The organism is Phenylobacterium sp. (assembly GCF_031984885.1).
Taxonomy (GTDB): Bacteria; Pseudomonadota; Alphaproteobacteria; order Caulobacterales; family Caulobacteraceae; genus Phenylobacterium.
The window spans coordinates 281090-298850 of the sequence record NZ_DAMABV010000001.1; the positions used below are offsets into that span (position 1 = coordinate 281090).

Consider the following 17761-nt stretch of genomic DNA (forward strand, 5'->3'; position numbering starts at 1 on the left):
GTATGAGCGACCCGATGACCCCCGCCGCGGCCGGCGCGCGCCGCGAGCTGATCGCCTTCCGCATCGCCGACCAGGAGTTCTGCGTCGACATCATGCAGGTGCGTGAGATCCGCGGCTGGACGCCCGCCACCCCCCTGCCCCGCACCCCGTCCTACATGAAGGGCGTCATCAACCTGCGCGGCGCGGTGCTGCCGATCGTCGACCTGGGCGCGCGCCTGGGCCTGACCACCAGCGAGCCCAGCGCCCGCCACGTGATCATGGTCGTCAATGTCGGCGGCCGGACGCTCGGCCTGCTGGTCGAGGCGGTGAGCGACATCATCAATGTCAGCGACGACATGGTGCAGCCGACGCCGGACGTCGCCTGCGACCAGGTCAAGACCTTCGTCAAGGGCCTGTTCGCCATCGACGGGCGCATGGTCAGCCTGATCTCCCTGGACCGGGTGCTGCCCGAAGCCGAAGCCGAGGCCGCATGACGAGCCCGGTCGACACCCGCGCCAGGGGCGGCGCCGCGGCCGGGCTGGTCGAAGGCGAGTTCCTGTTCACCGACGACGATTTCCGCAAGATCGCCCACATCCTGCACAGCCACGCCGGCATCGCCCTGGCCGAGGGCAAGGCGGCGCTGGTCTATTCGCGCCTGGCCAAGCGCCTGCGCTCGCTGGGCCTGCGCTCGTTCCGCGAATACTGCAGCCTGATCGAGGGCCAGCAGGGCGTCGACGAGCGCCAGGCGATGATGGCCGCCCTGACCACCAACGTGACCCGCTATTTCCGCGAGCCGCACCACTTCGACCACCTGCGCGAAGTGGTGATGCCCAGGCTGGCCGAGCGCGCCCGCAAGGGCGGCCGCGTGCGCCTGTGGTCGGCGGCCTGCTCCAACGGCCAGGAGCCCTACTCCATGGCCATCACCGTCCTCACCGCCCTGCCCGAGGCGGCCAGCCTGGACGTGAAGATCCTGGCCACCGACATCGACCCGAACATGATCGCCGAGGGCAAGACCGGCGTCTACCGCGAGGACGCCGTCGCCCCGGTGCCGCTGGAGCTGCGCCGCAAGTGGTTCAAGAAGGCCGGGTCCGGCTGGGAGGTCGCCGACGAGCTGCGCGAGCTGGTGGCGTTCCGCGAGCTCAACCTGATCGGCGACTGGCCGATGAAGGGCAAGTTCGACGTCATCTTCTGCCGCAACGTGGTGATCTATTTCGACGAACCGACCCAGGAGCGGATCTGGAGCCGCTTCGCCCCGGCGCTGGAGCCGGGCGGCACGCTCTATATCGGCCACTCCGAGCGCGTCTCCGGCCCGGCGACCAGCCAGTTCGAGACCACCGGCCTGACCACCTATTCGCTGCGGGGCCCGCGATGAGCGTCGGTGTCCTGGTCGTCGACGACAGCGCCACCATGCGCGGCCTGATCGCCGCGGCGCTGAAGCGTGATCCCGAGATCGAGGTGCTGGGCTTCGCCAACGACCCGATCGAGGCCCGCGAGCAGATCAAGAAGCTCAATCCCGACGTCGTCACCCTCGACATCGAGATGCCCAAGATGAACGGGCTGGAGTTCCTGGAGAAGATCATGCGCCTGCGGCCGACGCCGGTGGTCATGGTCTCGACCCTGACCCAGGCCGGCGCCGACGTGACCCTGGAGGCCCTGGAGCTGGGCGCCGTCGACTGCGTCGGCAAGCCGGTCGGCGGGGTCACCGCGCAGGAAGCCTTCAACGAGCTGACCGCCAAGGTGAAGGCCGCGGCCCGCGCCCGGGTCAAGCCCTACAACGGCCCGGCCGCGCCGGTCGAGCGGGACGGCGACTACCGCGCCTCGGACGCGATCCTGGCGATCGGCTCGTCCACCGGCGGGGTCGAGGCGCTGATGACCATCCTGGCGGCCTTCCCCGAGACCTGCCCCCCGACGGTGATCACCCAGCACATGCCGGCGACCTTCACCCGGAGCTTCGCCGCGCGGCTGGACCGCATCTCCGGCGCCCATGTCACCGAGGCGCGGGACGGCGACCGCCTGCAGCCGGGGCACGTCTACATCGCGCCGGGCGGCGAGCTGCACATGGAGGTCCTCTCCGCCTCGCATCCGGTGATCCGGCTGCGCCCCGGCGAACCGGTCAACGGCCACCGCCCCTCGGTCGACGTGCTGTTCGAGTCGGTCGCCCGGCTGAACCGCCACGCGGTCGGCGCGATCCTGACCGGCATGGGCCGCGACGGCGCCGCGGGCCTGCTGGCCATGCGCAAGGCCGGCGCCCGCACGCTGGGACAGGATGAATCCTCCTGCGTCGTCTACGGCATGCCGCGCGTCGCATTCGAAATGGGCGCCGTCGAGAAGCAGGTGGGCCTCTCGCGCATGGGGTCCGCCATCTTGAACCTCTGCTCCGCCGCAGACATCCATAGGAGCGCCTGATGCCCGCCGCCGTCACCATCAAGACCCTGATCGTCGACGACCAGCAGACGATGCGCTCGCTGATCCGCACCAGCCTGCACGCCCTGGGCATCACCCAGACGCGCGAGGCGCCCGACGGCGAGGAGGCCCTGCGCCAGCTCATCGCCGCCCCGGCCAACCTGGTGATCACCGACTTCAACATGCCCAAGCTGGACGGGCTGGGCCTGCTGCGGGCGATCCGCGCCCATGGCCCGACCTCGAAGACCGCGGTCATCATGCTGACCGGCCGCGCCGACCGCGAGCTGGTGCAGCGCGCAGTGCAGTTCGGGGTCAACAACTACCTGGTGAAGCCCTTCACCACCCAGACGCTCAAAGAAAAAATCGAAGCGGTGTTCGGTCCCCTGACATGATCGTCGAGAACGTCTCCGGACGACCGGGCAAGCGGATCCATGTGGTGCAGGGAGAGCATCACATATCGGCCGATCCCGATGTCATGCTGACCACGATCCTCGGATCGTGCGTGGCCGTCTGCATGCGCGATCCGAAGACCGGCGTCGGGGGCATGAACCACTTCCTGCTGCCCGAGGGGCGGGCCGAGGGCCTGGACGAGGGCCGCCGCTACGGCGCCTACGCCATGGAACTGCTGATCAACGAACTGCTGCGCTCTGGCGCGCGGCGCGAGCGGCTGGAGGCCAAGCTGTTCGGCGGCGCGCGGATGTTCGGCGGATTGTCGGACGTCGGCGCCTCGAACGCCGCCTTCGCCGAGAAATTCCTCCGCGACGAAGGCATTCCGGTCGTCGGATCGAGCCTGGGCGGCCTGTCGGCCCGCCGCGTGCAGTACTGGCCGACCACCGGGCGGGCGCAACAAAGGACCGTGACTGATAACGCGGAGCTAACCCGTCTGCGCGAACCTGTGGCGCGGATCCCTGCGCCGGTCGAGGACGAAGGGTCCGTGGAGCTGTTCTGATGAGCCAACCCGCCATCGTCCGCACGCCAGAGGTGCTGGCCTCCATCGCCCAGGAACTGGAGCATGCCGGAGAGCTGTGCGACCGCCTGGAGACCCTGGTGACGCAGCTCGTGCGCGCCAGCCGCGGCGAACCGCTGGCCATCGCCCTGCACGAGGCCCAGACCCTGGACGTGCTGACCCAGCACCTGGCGGCCCTGGCCAACTTCACCCGCAAGCTTTCGGCCCAGGCCGAGAGCGACGCCTACGACCTCACCGACGCCGTCGCCGGCGTCACCCTCGGCGATCTCGCCAACCGCCTGGCGCGCGTGACCCGCGAGGGTCCCGCCCGGGCGACGGCGGACGCCGGGGACCTCGACCTCTTCTAAGCGGCTCGCCGATGGCCCTCGACCCCAAGATCAGGATCAATCTCGACCGATCGGTGGTCCTGCTGGTCGACGACAACCCGCAGGCGCTCGACGCCCTGACCTCGATGTTTCGCGGCTTCGGGGTGCGCAAGCAGTTCAAGTCGACCTCGGGCGCCGGCGCGATGCACGTGGTCAAGACCCAGGAACTGGACCTGATCGTCATCGACTCCTCGATGCCCGACATGGACGGCTACGACTTCGTGCGCTGGCTGCGCCGGGAAGGCCCCGAGGCCTCGCGCTTCACCCCGGTGATCATGCTGACCGGCCACGCCGCCCGGGCGATGGTCGAGAAGAGCCGCGATTCCGGCGCCAACTTCGTGGTCTCCAAGCCCTTCACCCCCGAGATCCTGCTGCAGCGGGTGTTCTGGGTGGCCAAGGACGAGCGCCAGATGGTGGTGGCCGACGGCTATGTCGGCCCCGACCGCCGCTTCAAGAACATGGGCCCGCCGCTGGGCGTCAAGGGCCGACGCAAGGACGACCTCTCCACGCATGTCGGGGCCGCCACGGATCCGAACATGGATCAGTCCGACATCGACATGCTGCTGAAACCGATGAAGGCGCAACTGTGAGCGAAGCTGAATTCGTCAAGGTCAAGTACCGCTTGACCGAACAGGTCGCCCGTCCGGGCGGCATGACCGCGGGCCTCGCCAGCGAGCGCGCGCAGCGCGAACTGGCCGCCCATGCGGGCGACGCCATGAAGTCGCTCGGCAACATGATCGGCCGCCTGGAGGCGATGAACCGCGAGCAGGTCGCGCCGCTGGACGCCGTCTACGAGGAGGCCTCGACCATCCTCGACATCGCCGGCCTGTTCGACAAGCGGGTGCTGTGCGACGCCTGCTACAGCCTCTGCGAACTGGTCGACCGCCAGCGCACCCACGACCGCCAGGACTGGGCGAGCATCGGCGTGCATGTGAGCGCCCTGCGCCTGCTGTGGACCAAGGACGGCCAGGACCCGGCCTCGCTGAAGTCTGTGGTCGACGGGCTCTGGTCGATCACCGACCGGCTGGCGCCGTAGGCGCCGCCGTCCCTATTCCGGCTTGGCGTAGCGCTGGCTGACCTTGCGCAGGCCGGCCAGGACCGCCTGGGTTCCCGCCGCGTCGGCCGCGCCCTCGGTGTGCAGCAGCAGGCGGAAGGCGCGCAGGTGCACGGCCACCGCGTTGGCGTCCCAGCGCTGCTGGCCCTTCAGATAGTCCAGCAGGTCCGAGAGGCTGATCAGGGCGGTGTCGACGGCGGTCAGGCCGCAGACGCTGGGCACCCCGATCGGCTTGGCGACGATGTCGTAAAGCTCGCCCGCCAGCGCCGCGTCGTAGTCCGCCCCGGCCCGGCCCGCGCAGGCCTCGGCCTGCTCCAGCACCGTCATCAGCTCGCCCAGGCATTCGGTCTTCAGGCTGGCCAGGCCCGCGCCGGCCCGCTGGACCGCCTCGGCCACCGGCAAGCCGCCCGGGGTGCGCAGGAGTTTGGCCAGCTTGACCGGAGGCGTGAAGATCTTCACCGCGCTCATAGTTCCACCCGTCTCGTTTTCATCAGGCTGTCGATGACCTCCTGATCCATGTTGGGGCTTTGCGCCTCGCCGATATCGCCCTGCAGGTCGTCGCGGCGGCGGCCGGTCATGCCGGGGGGCACGCCGTCGTTCTTGAAGCGCCGGTCGGGGCCGACATAGGTGTCGCATTCCACGAACCGCCGCCCCTCGCGGGCGATCCAGATGATCCGTTCCAGCACCGCGATCGGGGTCAGCGGCTTGGCCATGATGAAGTGGGCGCCGCAGTCGCGCGCCTTCTGCACCGCATGGCTGGGGGTGTGGCCGGAGGTCAGCAGCACCGGCACGTAGCAGTTCGGCTCGATCTTGCTGGAGCGCAGCCAGGAGACGAAGTCATAGCCCTCGCCGCCAGCACCCATGGCGTCGCAGACGACCAGGTCGACCTCGACCTTGGTGATCACGTCCTTGGCTTCTTCGACCTTCTCGCAGCGGTGCAGGGTCTTCACCCCGAAGCCGGTCAGGATCTGGACGAGGATGCTCATCCCCATGGGGGACTCGTCGAGCACCAGCACCGAGGTACGCTCGAGATTGAAGCGGGCGCGGGATTCCGGATTCAGCCCCATGCTCTTCCCGGGCGGCGAAACGACTGCATCGACCCTAGGGCGGCACGGTTAATAACTGTTTCCAGGCCGCCGCCTGCGGCGTCCGGCCACAGGACTCGGGGCTCAGGGCCGCAGGTAGATCGGGTTGCCCAGCAGGACGAGCTTGCCGTCGGCGCCGCGCACGTCGACCCGCAGCCAACGCGCCTGGCCATCGGCGATGAGGTCGAAGCCCAGGGTCTGGTCCCCGCTCGCCAGGCCGGGATCGGCCAGGGTCGCGAGTTGGGCGCCGTCCCCCGCCAGGACGATGCGGCCGCCCGGAACGCCCACCACGCGCGTCGTGATCGTCACCTTCGCCCCCGCCGGCGCGGCGAGCAGGTCGCCCATCTGGGCCTCCGCGCCCCCGGCGCTCGCGCTCACCTCCAGCACCCGGTCGCGGGTTCCGGCGACGTCGAGGAACACGTGGCCCTGGCGGATCGCCTGCAGGATGGCCGCCTGGCTGAGTTCGGGCGCGCGGACCACCGTGGTCGGCACGCCGATCGCCGGCGCCTTGGCCGGGTCCAGGCTGGCGTCGTGGTTGTCGGAGCCGCCGATGGCGGTGATGCGCAGGCCCTCGTTGAGCCTGGCCTCCCAGAAGGCGAGGCCCGAAAGCGGCCCTTCGGCGGCGCCGCCGTTGATCACCTCGACCGCCTGGACGCGCGAATAGTCCGTATCCGGAGCAGTCCAGCCGCAGCCCATGCAAAGCTCGCCCGACGGCAGGCCCGGATGGTTGATCGAAAGCAGCCCGCCGGCCCGTTCGGACTGGGTCTGGATGCTCGCGAAGGTCGGCGCGCGCGGGCCGCCCAGTTGGAAGTCGATGAAGGCGGTGGGGCCGAACAGGTTGGCGTGGCCGTGGAAGGTGGTGATCTCCCGTCCCGGCATGACCAGCAGGTCGTCGTAATAGGGCGCCAGTTCCCGCAACGCCTCGAAGTGCGAGGTGGTGTTGTGATCGGTGACCGCCACGAAATCGAGGCCGCGGGCGACGGCGGCGTCCAGGGTCCTGAACACCGGGCACGGGACCTTCGCCCCCTTGCGCGACAGGCACGAGCCGTCGCTGTGGCCGGTGTGCATGTGCAGGTCGCCGCGCCACCAGCGCTCGCCGCTGGCGGTCGGCTGGTCGGAAAAGCCCGCGAACGGGGCGCCCGCCGGGTCGAACCAGATCCTGGCCACATAGTCGGCGCGGGCGGCCTTGCGGATGTTCGGCGCGCCGAGGATCAGCTTCCAGGTTCCCGGCTTCAGCGGCCCGGCCAGGTAGGACGGGGTGGCGTCGGCCTCGGCCACGGTGAAGCGGCTCTTGTTGCCGCCGCTCCAGCCGCGGAACCGGTCGGGATCGCGCAGGCCCAGGTCGATGACCGACTTCTGCTCCTTGCCGGTGTAGCTGAACTCGACGCTCAGCCGCTGGGTCCCGGCCGGAACCTTGAACGGCAGCTCGGCATAGGTCTCGTGCGCCGCCCCGGTGAGGGTTCCGGTCAGGGTCAGGTCGGGCGCGCGCGAGGTCTGCGCCCGCGCGACCGCCGCCTCGAAGAAGAAGGCCAGCATGACGAGGGCGATCAGCACCGCCCCCGCGCGCAGGCCCTGTCGCAGGGTCCGGGTCATCAGAAGCGGTATAGCACGGCGGCCCGGAACGCACGGCCGAGCTCGGGCCGGCCGAGATAGTACTTCGCCCCCGTCTCGCCGCTGATGAACTGGCCAGCCCGCGGGTTGCCCTCGGTCAGGCCGATCTCGTTGGTGAGGTTGGTGCCGTAGGCGTAGAGCGTCAGGTTGTCGGCGACGTTGTAGCGGACCTGGGCGTTCAGCAGGAAATAGTCCGGGATGATCAGGGTGTTGGCCGCATCCGAGAACCGCTTGCCGTAATACTGCAGGTCGCCCTCCAGCCGCAGCTTGCCGTCCAGCAGGTTGAAGCCCGGCGTGATCCGGCCGCTGACCTTGGGCGCGCGCACCTGGGTGTTGTCGGAGAAGTCGCGAGGCACAAGCACGCCGCCGACGTTCTCGTTGAACACGAAGTCGCCGAAGCGCGGGTTCTGGGCCGTGCCGGTGAACGAGACGTCGAACCAGTCGACCGGCCGCACGACGCCCTCCAGCTCCACGCCGTAGGAGGTGGTCGAGGTGAACTCGGTGCGGCTGACGAAGGTGTTGGTGACCGGGTCGAAGCGGGTCTCGCCGAACGACTGGCTGTCGAAGCCGGTATAGAAGGCCGTCGCATAGACGCTGAACGTCGGTTGGTCGATCTTGATGCCGGCCTCGGCCAGGTCGATGCCCTGGACCCGCGGGTCGGTGCGGGTCGGGTTGGTCAGGAAGTCGCCCAGCGACGGCAGGCGGAAGCCGTAGGTGTAGCGGGCGAAGACGCCGAGGTTCGGTTGGATCTGGTAGTTGACGCCGACCGTCGCGCCCCAGCCGTCGAACTCGCGATCCAGCGGATCGAACACGCCCGTGCCGCTCAGCACGCTGTCGTCGGCCGGGGTCGGCGACTGGCCGAGATTGATCGAGGCGCTGCGCTCGTTGCGGCCCGACATCTCGATCCGCTCCCAGCGGAAGCCAAGGTCGACGCGCAGCTTGTCGTTCAGGCGCCATTCGTCCGAGGCGTAGAGGGCGAGGGTCTTGGATTCGCCCTCGGCGTTGTTGAACTGCAGGCCATAGCGGGAGATGCCGCCCTCGGTCATGTTGGCGACCACCTGGCCGGCGGCGTTCAGGGCGACGATGTCGAGCAGGCGGGCGTTCTCGCGCACGTCGACCAGGGCCGAGGCGCCGATCTGGAAGAAGGTCTCCTCGACCTTGGCGTAGTAGAGGCCCAGCGCGACGTCATGGGTCTGGCCGCCGATCTCGAAGCGGTTGAGCAGCCGCAGGTCGTTGATCCATTCGTCGAGCGTGATGTCCTGCTGGCGCATGGAGGCGTCCATCACCAGGCCGTTGCCGTTCTGGTTCGCGACGTCGAAGCGTTCGTTCGGGGCGTTGACGAAGCGATACTCGACGGCGGTCGCGCCGAGCGCCGCGGGCAGCCCGGCCTGCACCTGCGCCAGGCGCGAGGCGGCGGTCACCGGGCTGTTGGGGAACAGGCCCGCGCGGGCGACGTCGCTGGTGCGGTAGCGCAGGTTGTCCTGCACCTCCCAGCCGCCGCCGAGCTCGTAGTTGAAGTTGAAGGTGTACTGGGTGAGCTTCACGTCCGCGCCGCGGGTGAGGTCGAAGTCGTACGGCCCGCGGTTGGTGCGGAAGGTGAACCTGCTGGTCTCGCGCCCGGCGAAGGTGCCGTAGTTCGGATCGAAGCCGGGCACGCCGGCGGTGTCGCCCTTGGAATCGAAGGTCAGCGGCACGCCCAGGAAGAAGATCGTGTTGTCGTCCAGGTGCTTGACGTTGAAGTCGATCGAGCCGCGCTCGAAGTCGCGGCCGATCGACAGGCGGATCTGGCCGCCTTCGTCGGCGCGGTAGCCCGGATCGCGGACCCCGTCGCTGACCCGGTAGAAGCCGCCCAGGCCGACGCGGAAACCGGCCACCGGCCCGCCGACCCAGAAATCGCCCCGCGCCAGGCCGTAGTCGCCGACCTGGGCCTTCACCAGGCCCTCGAAATGGTCGGAGCCCTTGCGGGTGATGAAGTTCACCACCCCGCCCGGCGCGTAGGAGGTGAAGATCGAGGACGGGCCGCCGCGCACGACCTCCATGCGCTGCACCGTCTCGTCCATGCGGAACGAGAAGTCGGAGTTGAGGAAGCCCAGGCCGCCGTCGTGCTGGATCGGCGTGCCGTCCTCCTGCATGGCGATGGCCGAATAGCCTTCCATCGGGATGCCGCGGGCGCGGATATTAGCCCCGGCCTCGCCGCCGGAGGCCTCGACCCAGAAGCCGGGCACGTTCTTCAGCGCCTCGGCGACGCTGACCGGCGACTGCAGGCGCAGCTTCTCCTCGCTGATGGTGGTGATGGCGTAGCTCGCCTCGACCTTGCGCTGCTCGGCGCCGGCGCGGGCGGTGACGATCAGTTCCTCGACCGTGCCGTCGGCGTCGGCGGCGAGCGCCGGCATGGCGGCGAGCAGCGCGGCGCTGGCCGCCGCAGCAAAGAGGATGGCTTTCATGAGAATCCGGGCCCCGGGGTACTGTCCTGGACCGGGGCTTAAAGGCGCTGCATATCGGCTCGGCGACGGTTCGACGTCGGCCGGGCGACAGCTTTGCGGCCGAACGGTTACAGATGATGCGTCTACGGAGCATCGCCCTTCAGCATCAATAGTGCGACCGGTCGTGCGTTTTATGATTGCCGCCGCGACAGCCCGTCCATATTTACGTCGTAAGCAAAATTGGGAGACGGGTATGGGAACGAGCCTGCAACTGCGCTCGCTGGTGAAGTCGAGCGGCGAACTGGAACTCTCTCTGGCGCGCGTGCCCGTGCCGGAACCGGCCGCCGACGAGGTGCTGGTCCGGATCGAAGCGGCGCCGATCAATCCGTCCGACCTTGGTCTGCTGCTGGGCCCGGCCGACATCGCCAACGCCAAGGCCAGCGGCTCGGGCGCCGACGCCGTCGTCACCGCGCCGGTCCCGCAGCAGTTCCTGCGCGCGCTGGCCGCGCGGCTGGACGACTCCATGCCGGTGGGCAACGAAGGCGCGGGCGTGGTGATCGCCGCCGGCTCCTCGCCCGAGGCCCAGGCCCTGATCGGCAAGACCGTCGCCCTGCTGGGCGGCGCGACCTACGCCCAGCACCGCACCGCCAAGGCGGCCGACGTGCTGGTGCTGCCGGCGGACGCCACGCCGGCGGACGGCGCCTCCTGCTTCGTCAATCCGCTGACCGCGCTCAGCATGGTGGAGGTCATGCGCCGCGAGGGCCACACCGCCCTGGTGCACACAGCCGCCGCCTCCAACCTCGGCCAGATGCTGAACCGGATCTGCCTCCAGGACGGCGTGCCGCTGGTCAACATCGTCCGCAGCCAGGAGCAGGCCGACCTGCTGCGCGGCATCGGCGCCAAATACGTGGTGGATTCCACCGCCCCCGACTTCATCGAGGCGCTGACCGACGCCATCGACGAGACCGGCGCCACGCTGGCCTTCGACGCCATCGGCGGCGGCAAGCTGGCCTCGCAGATCCTTTCGGCCATGGAGGTCGCCGCCAACCGCAAGGCCACCGTCTACAGCCGCTACGGCTCGTCGACCTACAAGCAGGTCTACATCTATGGCGGTCTCGACACCCGCCCGACCGAGCTGGCCCGCAACTTCGGCCTCTCCTGGGGCGTGAACGGCTGGCTGCTGACGCCCTTCCTGGTGAAGCTCGGCGCCGACGCCGCCAAGCTGCGCGCCCGCGTGGCGGCGGAACTGAAGACCACCTTCGCCAGCCACTACACCGCCGAGCTCTCGCTGGCCGAGGCCCTGCAGCCCGAAACCATCGCCGCCTACGCCCGCAAGGCCACCGGCGAGAAGTACCTGATCAACCCGAACAAGGACGCCTAGGCAAAAAAATGCTGCACCCACGCCTTGCAGCATGGGTGCAGCATGAACCGCGGTAAGCCGCTGTTTCTACAACGACTTCTCGTTCGTGAAGATCACCGTGCCGGAGGCGGCGAACATGCCGCCGACGCCGTGGGCCACGCTGATCTTGGCGCCTTCCACCTGAGCCGGCGCCGTGCCGCGCATCTGCCGCACGCTCTCCTGCAGCGCGTACATGCCGTACATGCCCGAGTGCATATAGGAGAGCCCGCCGCCGTTGGTGTTCAGCGGCAGCTTGCCGCCGATGGCGGTATTGCGCTCGTTGATGAAGTCCTTGGCCTCGCCCGGCTTCACGAAGCCCAGGTCCTCCAGCCCATAGAGCGGCAGGTGGGCGAAGGCGTCGTAGATCATCAGGTGATCGACGTCGGCGTGCTTGATGCCCGCCTCGTCGAACGCCTTCTTGCCGGAGATCTTGAACGCGGTGGACGAGGTGAAGTCGTACATCTGCGAGACCAGCGGGGTCTCCACGCTCTCGCCCGTACCCAGCACGTAGACCGGCTTCTGCGGGAAGTCCTTGGCCCGGTCGGCGCTGGTCAGGATCAGCGCTCCGCCGCCGTCGGTGACCAGGCAGCACATCAGCATCCGGAACGGCCAGGCGATCATCGGCGAGTTCAGCACGTCGTCGATGCTGATCGGGTCCTTGAAGCTGGCCCGCGGGTTCTTGGCGGCCCACTCGCGCTGGATCACCGCCACATTGGCCAGGTCCTGCTCGGTGACGCCGTAGGTCTTCATGTAGCGAAGCACCGGCACGGTGAACATGGTCGGCGGCGAGGTGACGCCGAACGGCATCTCGAACTGGCCCATCAGGCTGGAGGGCGAGCGCGCCCAGCCGCCGGCGCCGACCCTGCTGCGGCCCGATTCGCCGTGGGTGATCAGGATGGTCTTGGCGTGGCCGGCGTTGATCGCCGCCGCCGCATGGCGCACGTGCAGCATGAACGAGCAGCCGCCGACGCTGGTGCCGTCGGCATAGGTCGGCTTGATCCCGAGATAGTGGGCCAGTTCGACCGGGCTGATGCCGGCGGTGGCGACGCCGTCGATGTCGGCCGGCGTCAGGCCGGCGTCGGCCATGGCGTTCAGCGCGGCGTCGGCGTGCAGGCCGATCACCGACACGTCCGGAATCTTGCCCATCTTGGTGGTTTCCGCGGCCCCGACGACCGCGACGGAATTCTTTTGCATGGTCATCGAGCCCTTACGACTTGGCCGGTTGGAAGAAGGGCAGCGAGATCGTGTCGCTGAACTTTTCGAAGACGACCTCGAGCGGCATGTCGAGCACCAGGGCCTCGGGCGTCTGCGGGCAGCCGACGATGTTGGTCATCATGGTCGGCCCTTCTTCGAGCTTCACCACCGCGATGGCGTAGGGCTCGGTCCCCATGTCGGGGCGGGGACGGTGGTTGATCACATACGAGTACAGGACCGCCTTGCCGCTGGCCTTGAACACCTCGACGTCGCGCGAGCCGGTCTTCGGGCAGAACGGGCGCGGCGGGAAATAGGCTTCGCCGGTGGCCTTGTTGCGTTGCAGGAGCAGTTCGCCCCGGGCGGCCCCGTCCCAGAAATGCTGGGTCTCGGGCGTGGGTTCAGGCAAGATTCTCGCCATCTTGAAATTCGTCCCCAATCAAAATTCGACATTCGGAAATTGGCCCGCCTGACGACGGGCGCGGCAGCAAAGCCCGATACGGCGCCGTTGTCGATGCTGACGCTAAGGGAAACCTCGATGTTCGACCCCTTCGACCTCGCCCGTTTCGTCGACGCCCAGGCGCCGGTGATCGCCGGCGCACGGGCCGAACTGGCCGCGGGACGCAAGCGGTCCCACTGGATGTGGTTCGTGTTCCCGCAGATCGCGGGGCTGGGATCGAGCGCCATGGCCCAGCGCTATGCGATCGGCTCGGCCGACGAGGCGCGGGCCTATCTGGAGCATCCGGTGCTGGGCTCGCGGCTGCGCGACCTGACCGAACTGGCCAACGAGGCCCCCGGCTCGGCGCGCGACGTGTTCGGCCCGCCCGACGACCTGAAGTTCCGCTCCAGCATGACCCTGTTCAACGCCGTGGCGCCGGAGGAAGCGCCGTTCCGCACCGCCCTGGCCCGCTACTTCGGCGGCGAGCGCGATCCGCTGACCTTGGAAGTTCTGGAGCGGCTCGCCAGCTAGCTCACACCGGCGACGACGCCAGCTTGCGGCGCTCGGTCGAGGCGACCAGCTCGGCCCAGACAGCCGCCTCCAGGCCCGCCGCGCCCTTCGCTTCGGCCGCCGCGTGCAACTCCACCAGCGCCGCACGCAGGGCGTCGTTGGCCGCTTTCAGCGACGAAAGCCGCAGGTCCTCGTCGGCGCCCGTCGCCAGGGCCGCGAAGTCGAGCCCCGTCTCCCCCGCCCTCGCCAGCAGCGGCCGGATGGCGCGGTTCTCGGCGACCAGGCGGGCGGCCATGCCGTCCCAGACCTCGGCGGCGACGCCCAGCAACGCCGCCGACAGGCCGAGCGAACTGGCCCTGTCGGCGGGATGGACGTCCGGCATGGCGTTGCGCATGCACAGCCCGGCCAATTCGGCCAGCACGGCGGGAACGGTCGGGTTCATAGGCGTCCCATCACTTGCAGGGTGGCGCGGTCCTGGGCGTTCTGCAGCAGCCAGGGCGGATAGACCATGATCGGCTCGCGGTTGCCGCCGTCGATCCAGACGCGGGCCGAGGAGATCCAGATCGCCTGGCCCTTCACGCAGTTGAACAGCTCCCACCAGTGCAGCGCGGCCGGGTCGGCCGTCAGGCCGCTGGCGCGTTCCCAGACGGCGATGGCGTCCTCGCGGGGCAGCAGCCCGCCGGCCTTGCCCTGGCCGAACGACCAGACCGGGTTGAAGCTCCAGCCCAGGTCCTCCAGCGGATCGCCCAGGTGGCACATTTCCCAGTCGAGGACGCCGTGGATGCCCCCGGCCTCGTCGTAGAGGAAATTGCCGGTCCGATAGTCGCCGTGCACGACGCTGACCCTCTGGGCCGGCGGCGGCGGATTGGCGCGCAGCCAGCGGATCGCCGCGCGGGTGATCGGCAGCGGCTCGGGCTCGTCGCGGTCCAGCAGCCCCTCCCAATAGCTGAGCTCCCGGTCCCAGCAGGCGTCGGGCGCGACAGGCGCCATGACCTCGGTCAGTCCCAGGGCGACCGGATCGGCCTTGGCGATCTCGCCCAGGATGCTCCACTTGCGCTGGCCAAGCTGCTCCAGGATCGCCGCATAGGGTGGGCCGAACAGCAGCGTCGGCGCGGCCTGGAAGCCGGCGATCTCCTCGGCGATGAAGAACGGATGGTCGAGGGCGTCGTCCTCTTCCTCCAGCCACAACATCTGCGGCACCGGCACGGCGCTGCCGTGGAAGGCGCGATAGGCCTCGAACTCGATCCGCCGTTCGGTCTCGATCAGCGAGGCCGGCGGGTCGCGCCGCAGGATCAGCTTGCGCTCGCGCGCCGCGCCGCCCTCGTTCCAGACGAGGCGGAAGCGATAGGTCTCACGCGAGGCGCCGCCGGAGATACGCGACAGGTCCTCGACCGCCACGTCGCTCGCGCCGGGCATGCGGGCGGCGATGTAGGCGGCCAGGCGGGGTTCGAGAGCGCTCATGAACGACCACCGGCCCGATCCGCCCCCTCTGCAGGATCGTACATAGGGGGCGCTTTTTCCTCCCCCATCCTGATGGGAGGGGGCTTGCGGCCCAAGCCGCGAGACGGAAGGGGCCTGCTGAAGACGTCGAAGTCCCCCTCACCGGGCCATTCGGCCCGGAGCTCCCCCAGCGGGGGAGCATCGAAGCGATACGCGGTCATGATCAATGCATCGAGAAGCGGACGGGCAGGGTCTTGGGCCCGCTGACGAAGGTGGCCTGGCTCTGCTTGGGCTCGCCGTTCAGCTCCAGGGTCTTGATGCGCGGCAGCAGTTCCTCCCAGAGGATCCGCATCTCCATCTTGGCCAGGTGCTGGCCCAGGCACAGGTGCGCGCCGTAGCCGAAGGCCAGGTGCTTGTTGGGCCTGCGCTCGATCCTGAACGCGGCCGGGTCCTCGAACACCTCCTCGTCGCGGTTGCCCGAGGCGTAGCAGAGCATCATCCAGTCGTCCTTGGCGAGCTGGCGGCCGGCGAACTCGGTGGCTTCGGTGGCCGAGCGCATGAAGGTCTTCACCGGGGTGATCCAGCGGATGCTCTCGTCCACCAGGCCGGGGATCAGCGACGGGTCGGCCTTGACCTTGGCGAACTCGCCCGGATTGGCGGCCAGGCCCCACAGCGCGCCGGCGGTCGAGGACGAGGTGGTGTCGTGCCCGGCGGTGGCGACGATCATGTAGTAGCTCATCGCCTCCAGCTCGGAGATCGGCTGGCCGTCGATCTCGGAATTGGCGATGACGGTGGCGACGTCGTCCCGGGGATTGGCCCGGCGGTCGGCCGACATCTTGGCGAAGTAGGCGTAGAAGTCGGCGACCACCCCCTCAGTCAGCATCTTGGAGATGTCGGGCGCGCTGTCGCGGGCGAGCTCTGGGTCGGTGGCGCCGAACAGCTCCTGGGTCAGGGTCAGCATCCGCGGCTCGTCCTCCTCGGGGACGCCCAGGATCTCCATGATCACATGCAGCGGATAGCCCAGCGCCACGTCGCGGACGAAGTCGCACTCGCCGCCGGTGGCCGCCATCCGCTCGACCGCCCGCCGGGCGATGCCGCGGATGCGGTCCTCCAGGCCCTTGATGTTGGTCGGCATGAACCAGGCCTGGGTCAGGGCGCGATACTTCGGGTGGTCGGGGGCGTCCATCTGCACCAGGCTGCGGACCAGGTGCGGGCTGCCGCCCATCATGGCGCGCACGGCGGTGTCGGCGGCCTTGTTGGTGATCACCGTCGCCTTGTCGCCGCTGTGGAACAGCGCGTTCTGACGGCTGATCTCCAGGATGTCGGCGTGCTTGGTCGCCACCCAGAACGGATCGAAGCCCTCGATCTCGGCCAGTCCGAAGGGATTGTTGGCGCGGAGCCAGGCATAGGTCTCGTGAATACGGCCGTCCGCATAGGCGGCAGGGTCGACCAGGTTGGCCGCGTATTCGTCCGGTATGCGCGCGTTGCTTGTGCTCATCTCTCCTGAGCGCTCGTTGCCGGTTCACGCCGCGTAACCTTACGTGGCGTCAGCAAAAAGCGTCCTCCCTTGTTTTGTTATCTTTGTTCACTTGATAATGCCGCAGACGGCGACGTCGCAATACCGTCAATCGACAAAGACAAGATCGCTGCAGTGCAAGAGACGTCTGGGAGGACGCCACCCATGCTGACCAAGGCCGACGATTTTCCGATCCACCAGACGCCCGAGCCGATCGCCTATGCCGGCACGGACCGGAATTTCTACGATCGCTACTTCTTCAACGGCTACCAGCCGGACGGGACCGAGTTCTTCGCGATCGCCTTCGGCGTCTATCCGCAGCTCAACGTCGCCGACGCCCATTTCTCGGTGATCCGCGACGGGATCGAGCACTGCCTGCACGCCTCCAAGGTGATGAACATGGAGCGGCTGGACCTCTCCTGCGGGCCGATCTCCATCGAGGTGATCGAGCCGCTGCAGAAGCTGAAGGTCACGCTCGCGCCGTCGAACGGCTTCGCCGCCGAGATCGTCTTCGAGGGCCGCAGCTTCCCGATCGAGGAGCCGCGATTCATGCGCCGGATCGGGCCGCGCGCCTTCATGGACTACACCCGCCTGACCCAGAACGTGCGCTGCACCGGCTGGATCGAGGTCGACGGCGTGCGCAAGGAGCTGGCGGCCGGAACGGTGGGCACCCGCGACCGCTCATGGGGCATCCGCCCGGTCGGCGCGCCCGATCCGCAGCCGCCGGTCCCGATGACGGTCAGCGGCTTCTTCTGGCAGTGGACGCCGCTGAACTTCGCCGACCGCAGCATCTTCTTCCACGTCAACGCCGACCCCGACGGCCGCCCCTGGAACACCCGCGCGGTGATCGCGCCGGACGGAGCCGGACCGGACGCCTTCCACGAGAGCGAAGGGGCGACCATGGACGAGGTCTCGCTGATCGCCGGCACCCGCCACGCCCGGACCGGGACGCTCAACGTGCCGCTGGCCCAGGGCTCGGCCAGCATCCGCTTCGAGCCGTTCCTGACCTTCCTGATGCGCGGTATCGGCTACGGGGCGCCGGCCTGGCGCCATGGCGGCTACAAGGGCGAGCTGGTGGTCGAGCGCGAGGACATCGACCTGGGCGCCGTCGACATGGCCAGCCCGGAGAACGTGCACATCCAGGCGCTCAGCCACGTCACCCTGACCCTGCCGGGCGAGGCGCCGGTCAAGGGCATGGGCGTGTTCGAACAACTGATCGCCGGGCCCTATCGGCCGTATGGGGTGTAGGAACTGGCCCCGCGCCCCGCTGTCGTCCCGGTCTTGCTTCGCCGAAGCCGGGATGACAGCGCCCCGCGAACGCCCGTTTGAACCAGCGCTTGCGCACGGCCCCCGCCCCCTGCACACTCGCGCCCATTGAA

20 protein-coding genes are annotated in these 17761 nt (G+C 68.9%); 11 read left to right on the forward strand and 9 right to left on the reverse strand.

Annotated features, from left to right (window positions below; genetic code table 11):
• The first annotated feature begins 2 nt into the window (after positions 1 to 2).
• Genes RTL41_RS01390 through RTL41_RS01425 form a run of 8 tightly spaced genes read left to right on the forward strand, consistent with a single transcriptional unit; the run spans position 3 to position 4750 of the window.
• Positions 3 to 473, forward strand: a complete 471-nt coding sequence (locus tag RTL41_RS01390) for a chemotaxis protein CheW (protein ID WP_409418300.1) — start codon at positions 3 to 5, stop codon at positions 471 to 473.
• The gene (locus tag RTL41_RS01395; protein WP_312160579.1) at positions 470 to 1351 is read left to right on the forward strand and encodes a protein-glutamate O-methyltransferase; all 882 of its coding nucleotides are present in this window, start codon (positions 470 to 472) and stop codon (positions 1349 to 1351) included. The genes RTL41_RS01390 and RTL41_RS01395 overlap by 4 nt, the downstream gene beginning before the upstream one ends.
• A complete protein-coding gene (locus RTL41_RS01400) occupies positions 1348 to 2385 on the forward strand; it encodes a chemotaxis response regulator protein-glutamate methylesterase (protein ID WP_312160582.1) in 1038 nt (345 codons plus the stop codon). The genes RTL41_RS01395 and RTL41_RS01400 overlap by 4 nt, the downstream gene beginning before the upstream one ends.
• Complete coding sequence (locus RTL41_RS01405) at positions 2385 to 2774, forward strand: response regulator (RefSeq protein ID WP_312160584.1); 390 nt, start codon at positions 2385 to 2387, stop codon at positions 2772 to 2774. Before RTL41_RS01400 ends, RTL41_RS01405 begins: the two co-directional genes overlap by 1 nt.
• Positions 2771 to 3331: a chemotaxis protein CheD gene (locus tag RTL41_RS01410; protein WP_312160586.1), complete on the forward strand. Its 561-nt coding sequence runs from the start codon at positions 2771 to 2773 to the stop codon at positions 3329 to 3331. The genes RTL41_RS01405 and RTL41_RS01410 overlap by 4 nt, the downstream gene beginning before the upstream one ends.
• The gene (locus RTL41_RS01415; RefSeq protein ID WP_312160588.1) at positions 3331 to 3696 is read left to right on the forward strand and encodes a hypothetical protein; all 366 of its coding nucleotides are present in this window, start codon (positions 3331 to 3333) and stop codon (positions 3694 to 3696) included. The genes RTL41_RS01410 and RTL41_RS01415 overlap by 1 nt, the downstream gene beginning before the upstream one ends.
• Before the next feature lie 11 nt (positions 3697 to 3707).
• The gene (locus tag RTL41_RS01420; RefSeq protein ID WP_312160589.1) at positions 3708 to 4304 is read left to right on the forward strand and encodes a response regulator; all 597 of its coding nucleotides are present in this window, start codon (positions 3708 to 3710) and stop codon (positions 4302 to 4304) included.
• Positions 4301 to 4750 carry a hypothetical protein gene (locus RTL41_RS01425; protein WP_312160591.1) on the forward strand — a complete coding sequence of 150 codons (450 nt, stop codon included), beginning with the start codon at positions 4301 to 4303 and terminating at the stop codon, positions 4748 to 4750. Before RTL41_RS01420 ends, RTL41_RS01425 begins: the two co-directional genes overlap by 4 nt.
• Before the next feature lie 12 nt (positions 4751 to 4762).
• Here the strand turns inward: RTL41_RS01425 and RTL41_RS01430 are convergent, their stop codons facing one another.
• From RTL41_RS01430 to RTL41_RS01445, 4 genes are all read right to left on the reverse strand, one after another.
• Positions 4763 to 5236 (reverse strand): hypothetical protein, encoded by a 474-nt coding sequence (locus tag RTL41_RS01430; RefSeq protein ID WP_312160593.1) that lies wholly within the window; start codon positions 5234 to 5236, stop codon positions 4763 to 4765.
• A complete protein-coding gene (locus RTL41_RS01435) occupies positions 5233 to 5835 on the reverse strand; it encodes a response regulator (RefSeq protein WP_312160595.1) in 603 nt (200 codons plus the stop codon). Before RTL41_RS01435 ends, RTL41_RS01430 begins: the two co-directional genes overlap by 4 nt.
• A gap of 102 nt (positions 5836 to 5937) precedes the next feature.
• Entirely contained in the window at positions 5938 to 7446 is a 1509-nt protein-coding gene (locus tag RTL41_RS01440; RefSeq protein ID WP_312160597.1) for a CehA/McbA family metallohydrolase, read from the reverse strand.
• Positions 7446 to 9908, reverse strand: coding sequence for a TonB-dependent receptor domain-containing protein (locus RTL41_RS01445; RefSeq protein WP_312160599.1), 2463 nt, complete (start codon positions 9906 to 9908; stop codon positions 7446 to 7448). The genes RTL41_RS01440 and RTL41_RS01445 overlap by 1 nt, the downstream gene beginning before the upstream one ends.
• Positions 9909 to 10140: 232 nt before the next feature.
• Here RTL41_RS01445 and RTL41_RS01450 point away from each other — a divergent pair, with 232 nt between their 5' ends.
• The gene (locus RTL41_RS01450) at positions 10141 to 11268 is read left to right on the forward strand and encodes a zinc-binding dehydrogenase (protein WP_312160601.1); all 1128 of its coding nucleotides are present in this window, start codon (positions 10141 to 10143) and stop codon (positions 11266 to 11268) included.
• A gap of 66 nt (positions 11269 to 11334) precedes the next feature.
• Here the strand turns inward: RTL41_RS01450 and RTL41_RS01455 are convergent, their stop codons facing one another.
• Together RTL41_RS01455 and RTL41_RS01460 are read right to left on the reverse strand one after the other, a co-directional pair.
• Complete coding sequence (locus tag RTL41_RS01455; protein ID WP_312160603.1) at positions 11335 to 12486, reverse strand: thiolase C-terminal domain-containing protein; 1152 nt, start codon at positions 12484 to 12486, stop codon at positions 11335 to 11337.
• Between the two features lie 7 nt (positions 12487 to 12493).
• The gene (locus RTL41_RS01460) at positions 12494 to 12886 is read right to left on the reverse strand and encodes an OB-fold domain-containing protein (RefSeq protein WP_312160605.1); all 393 of its coding nucleotides are present in this window, start codon (positions 12884 to 12886) and stop codon (positions 12494 to 12496) included.
• Between the two features lie 129 nt (positions 12887 to 13015).
• On the opposite strand from RTL41_RS01460, the gene RTL41_RS01465 reads away from it, so the two are divergent.
• Complete coding sequence (locus RTL41_RS01465) at positions 13016 to 13447, forward strand: DUF1810 domain-containing protein (RefSeq protein ID WP_312160607.1); 432 nt, start codon at positions 13016 to 13018, stop codon at positions 13445 to 13447.
• 1 nt (position 13448) lies between these two features.
• On the opposite strand, the gene RTL41_RS01470 is transcribed toward RTL41_RS01465, so the two are convergent.
• The 3 genes from RTL41_RS01470 to RTL41_RS01480 form a co-directional block, all read right to left on the reverse strand.
• Positions 13449 to 13868 (reverse strand): hypothetical protein, encoded by a 420-nt coding sequence (locus RTL41_RS01470; RefSeq protein WP_312160608.1) that lies wholly within the window; start codon positions 13866 to 13868, stop codon positions 13449 to 13451.
• Positions 13865 to 14887 (reverse strand): phosphotransferase family protein, encoded by a 1023-nt coding sequence (locus RTL41_RS01475; RefSeq protein WP_312160610.1) that lies wholly within the window; start codon positions 14885 to 14887, stop codon positions 13865 to 13867. The genes RTL41_RS01470 and RTL41_RS01475 overlap by 4 nt, the downstream gene beginning before the upstream one ends.
• Positions 14888 to 15089: 202 nt before the next feature.
• The gene (locus RTL41_RS01480; protein WP_312160612.1) at positions 15090 to 16364 is read right to left on the reverse strand and encodes a cytochrome P450; all 1275 of its coding nucleotides are present in this window, start codon (positions 16362 to 16364) and stop codon (positions 15090 to 15092) included.
• A 183-nt stretch (positions 16365 to 16547) separates the two neighbouring features.
• Between RTL41_RS01480 and RTL41_RS01485 the strand changes: the two genes are divergently transcribed.
• Positions 16548 to 17630, forward strand: a complete 1083-nt coding sequence (locus tag RTL41_RS01485; RefSeq protein WP_312160614.1) for a hypothetical protein — start codon at positions 16548 to 16550, stop codon at positions 17628 to 17630.
• The last annotated feature ends 131 nt before the right edge of the window (positions 17631 to 17761 follow it).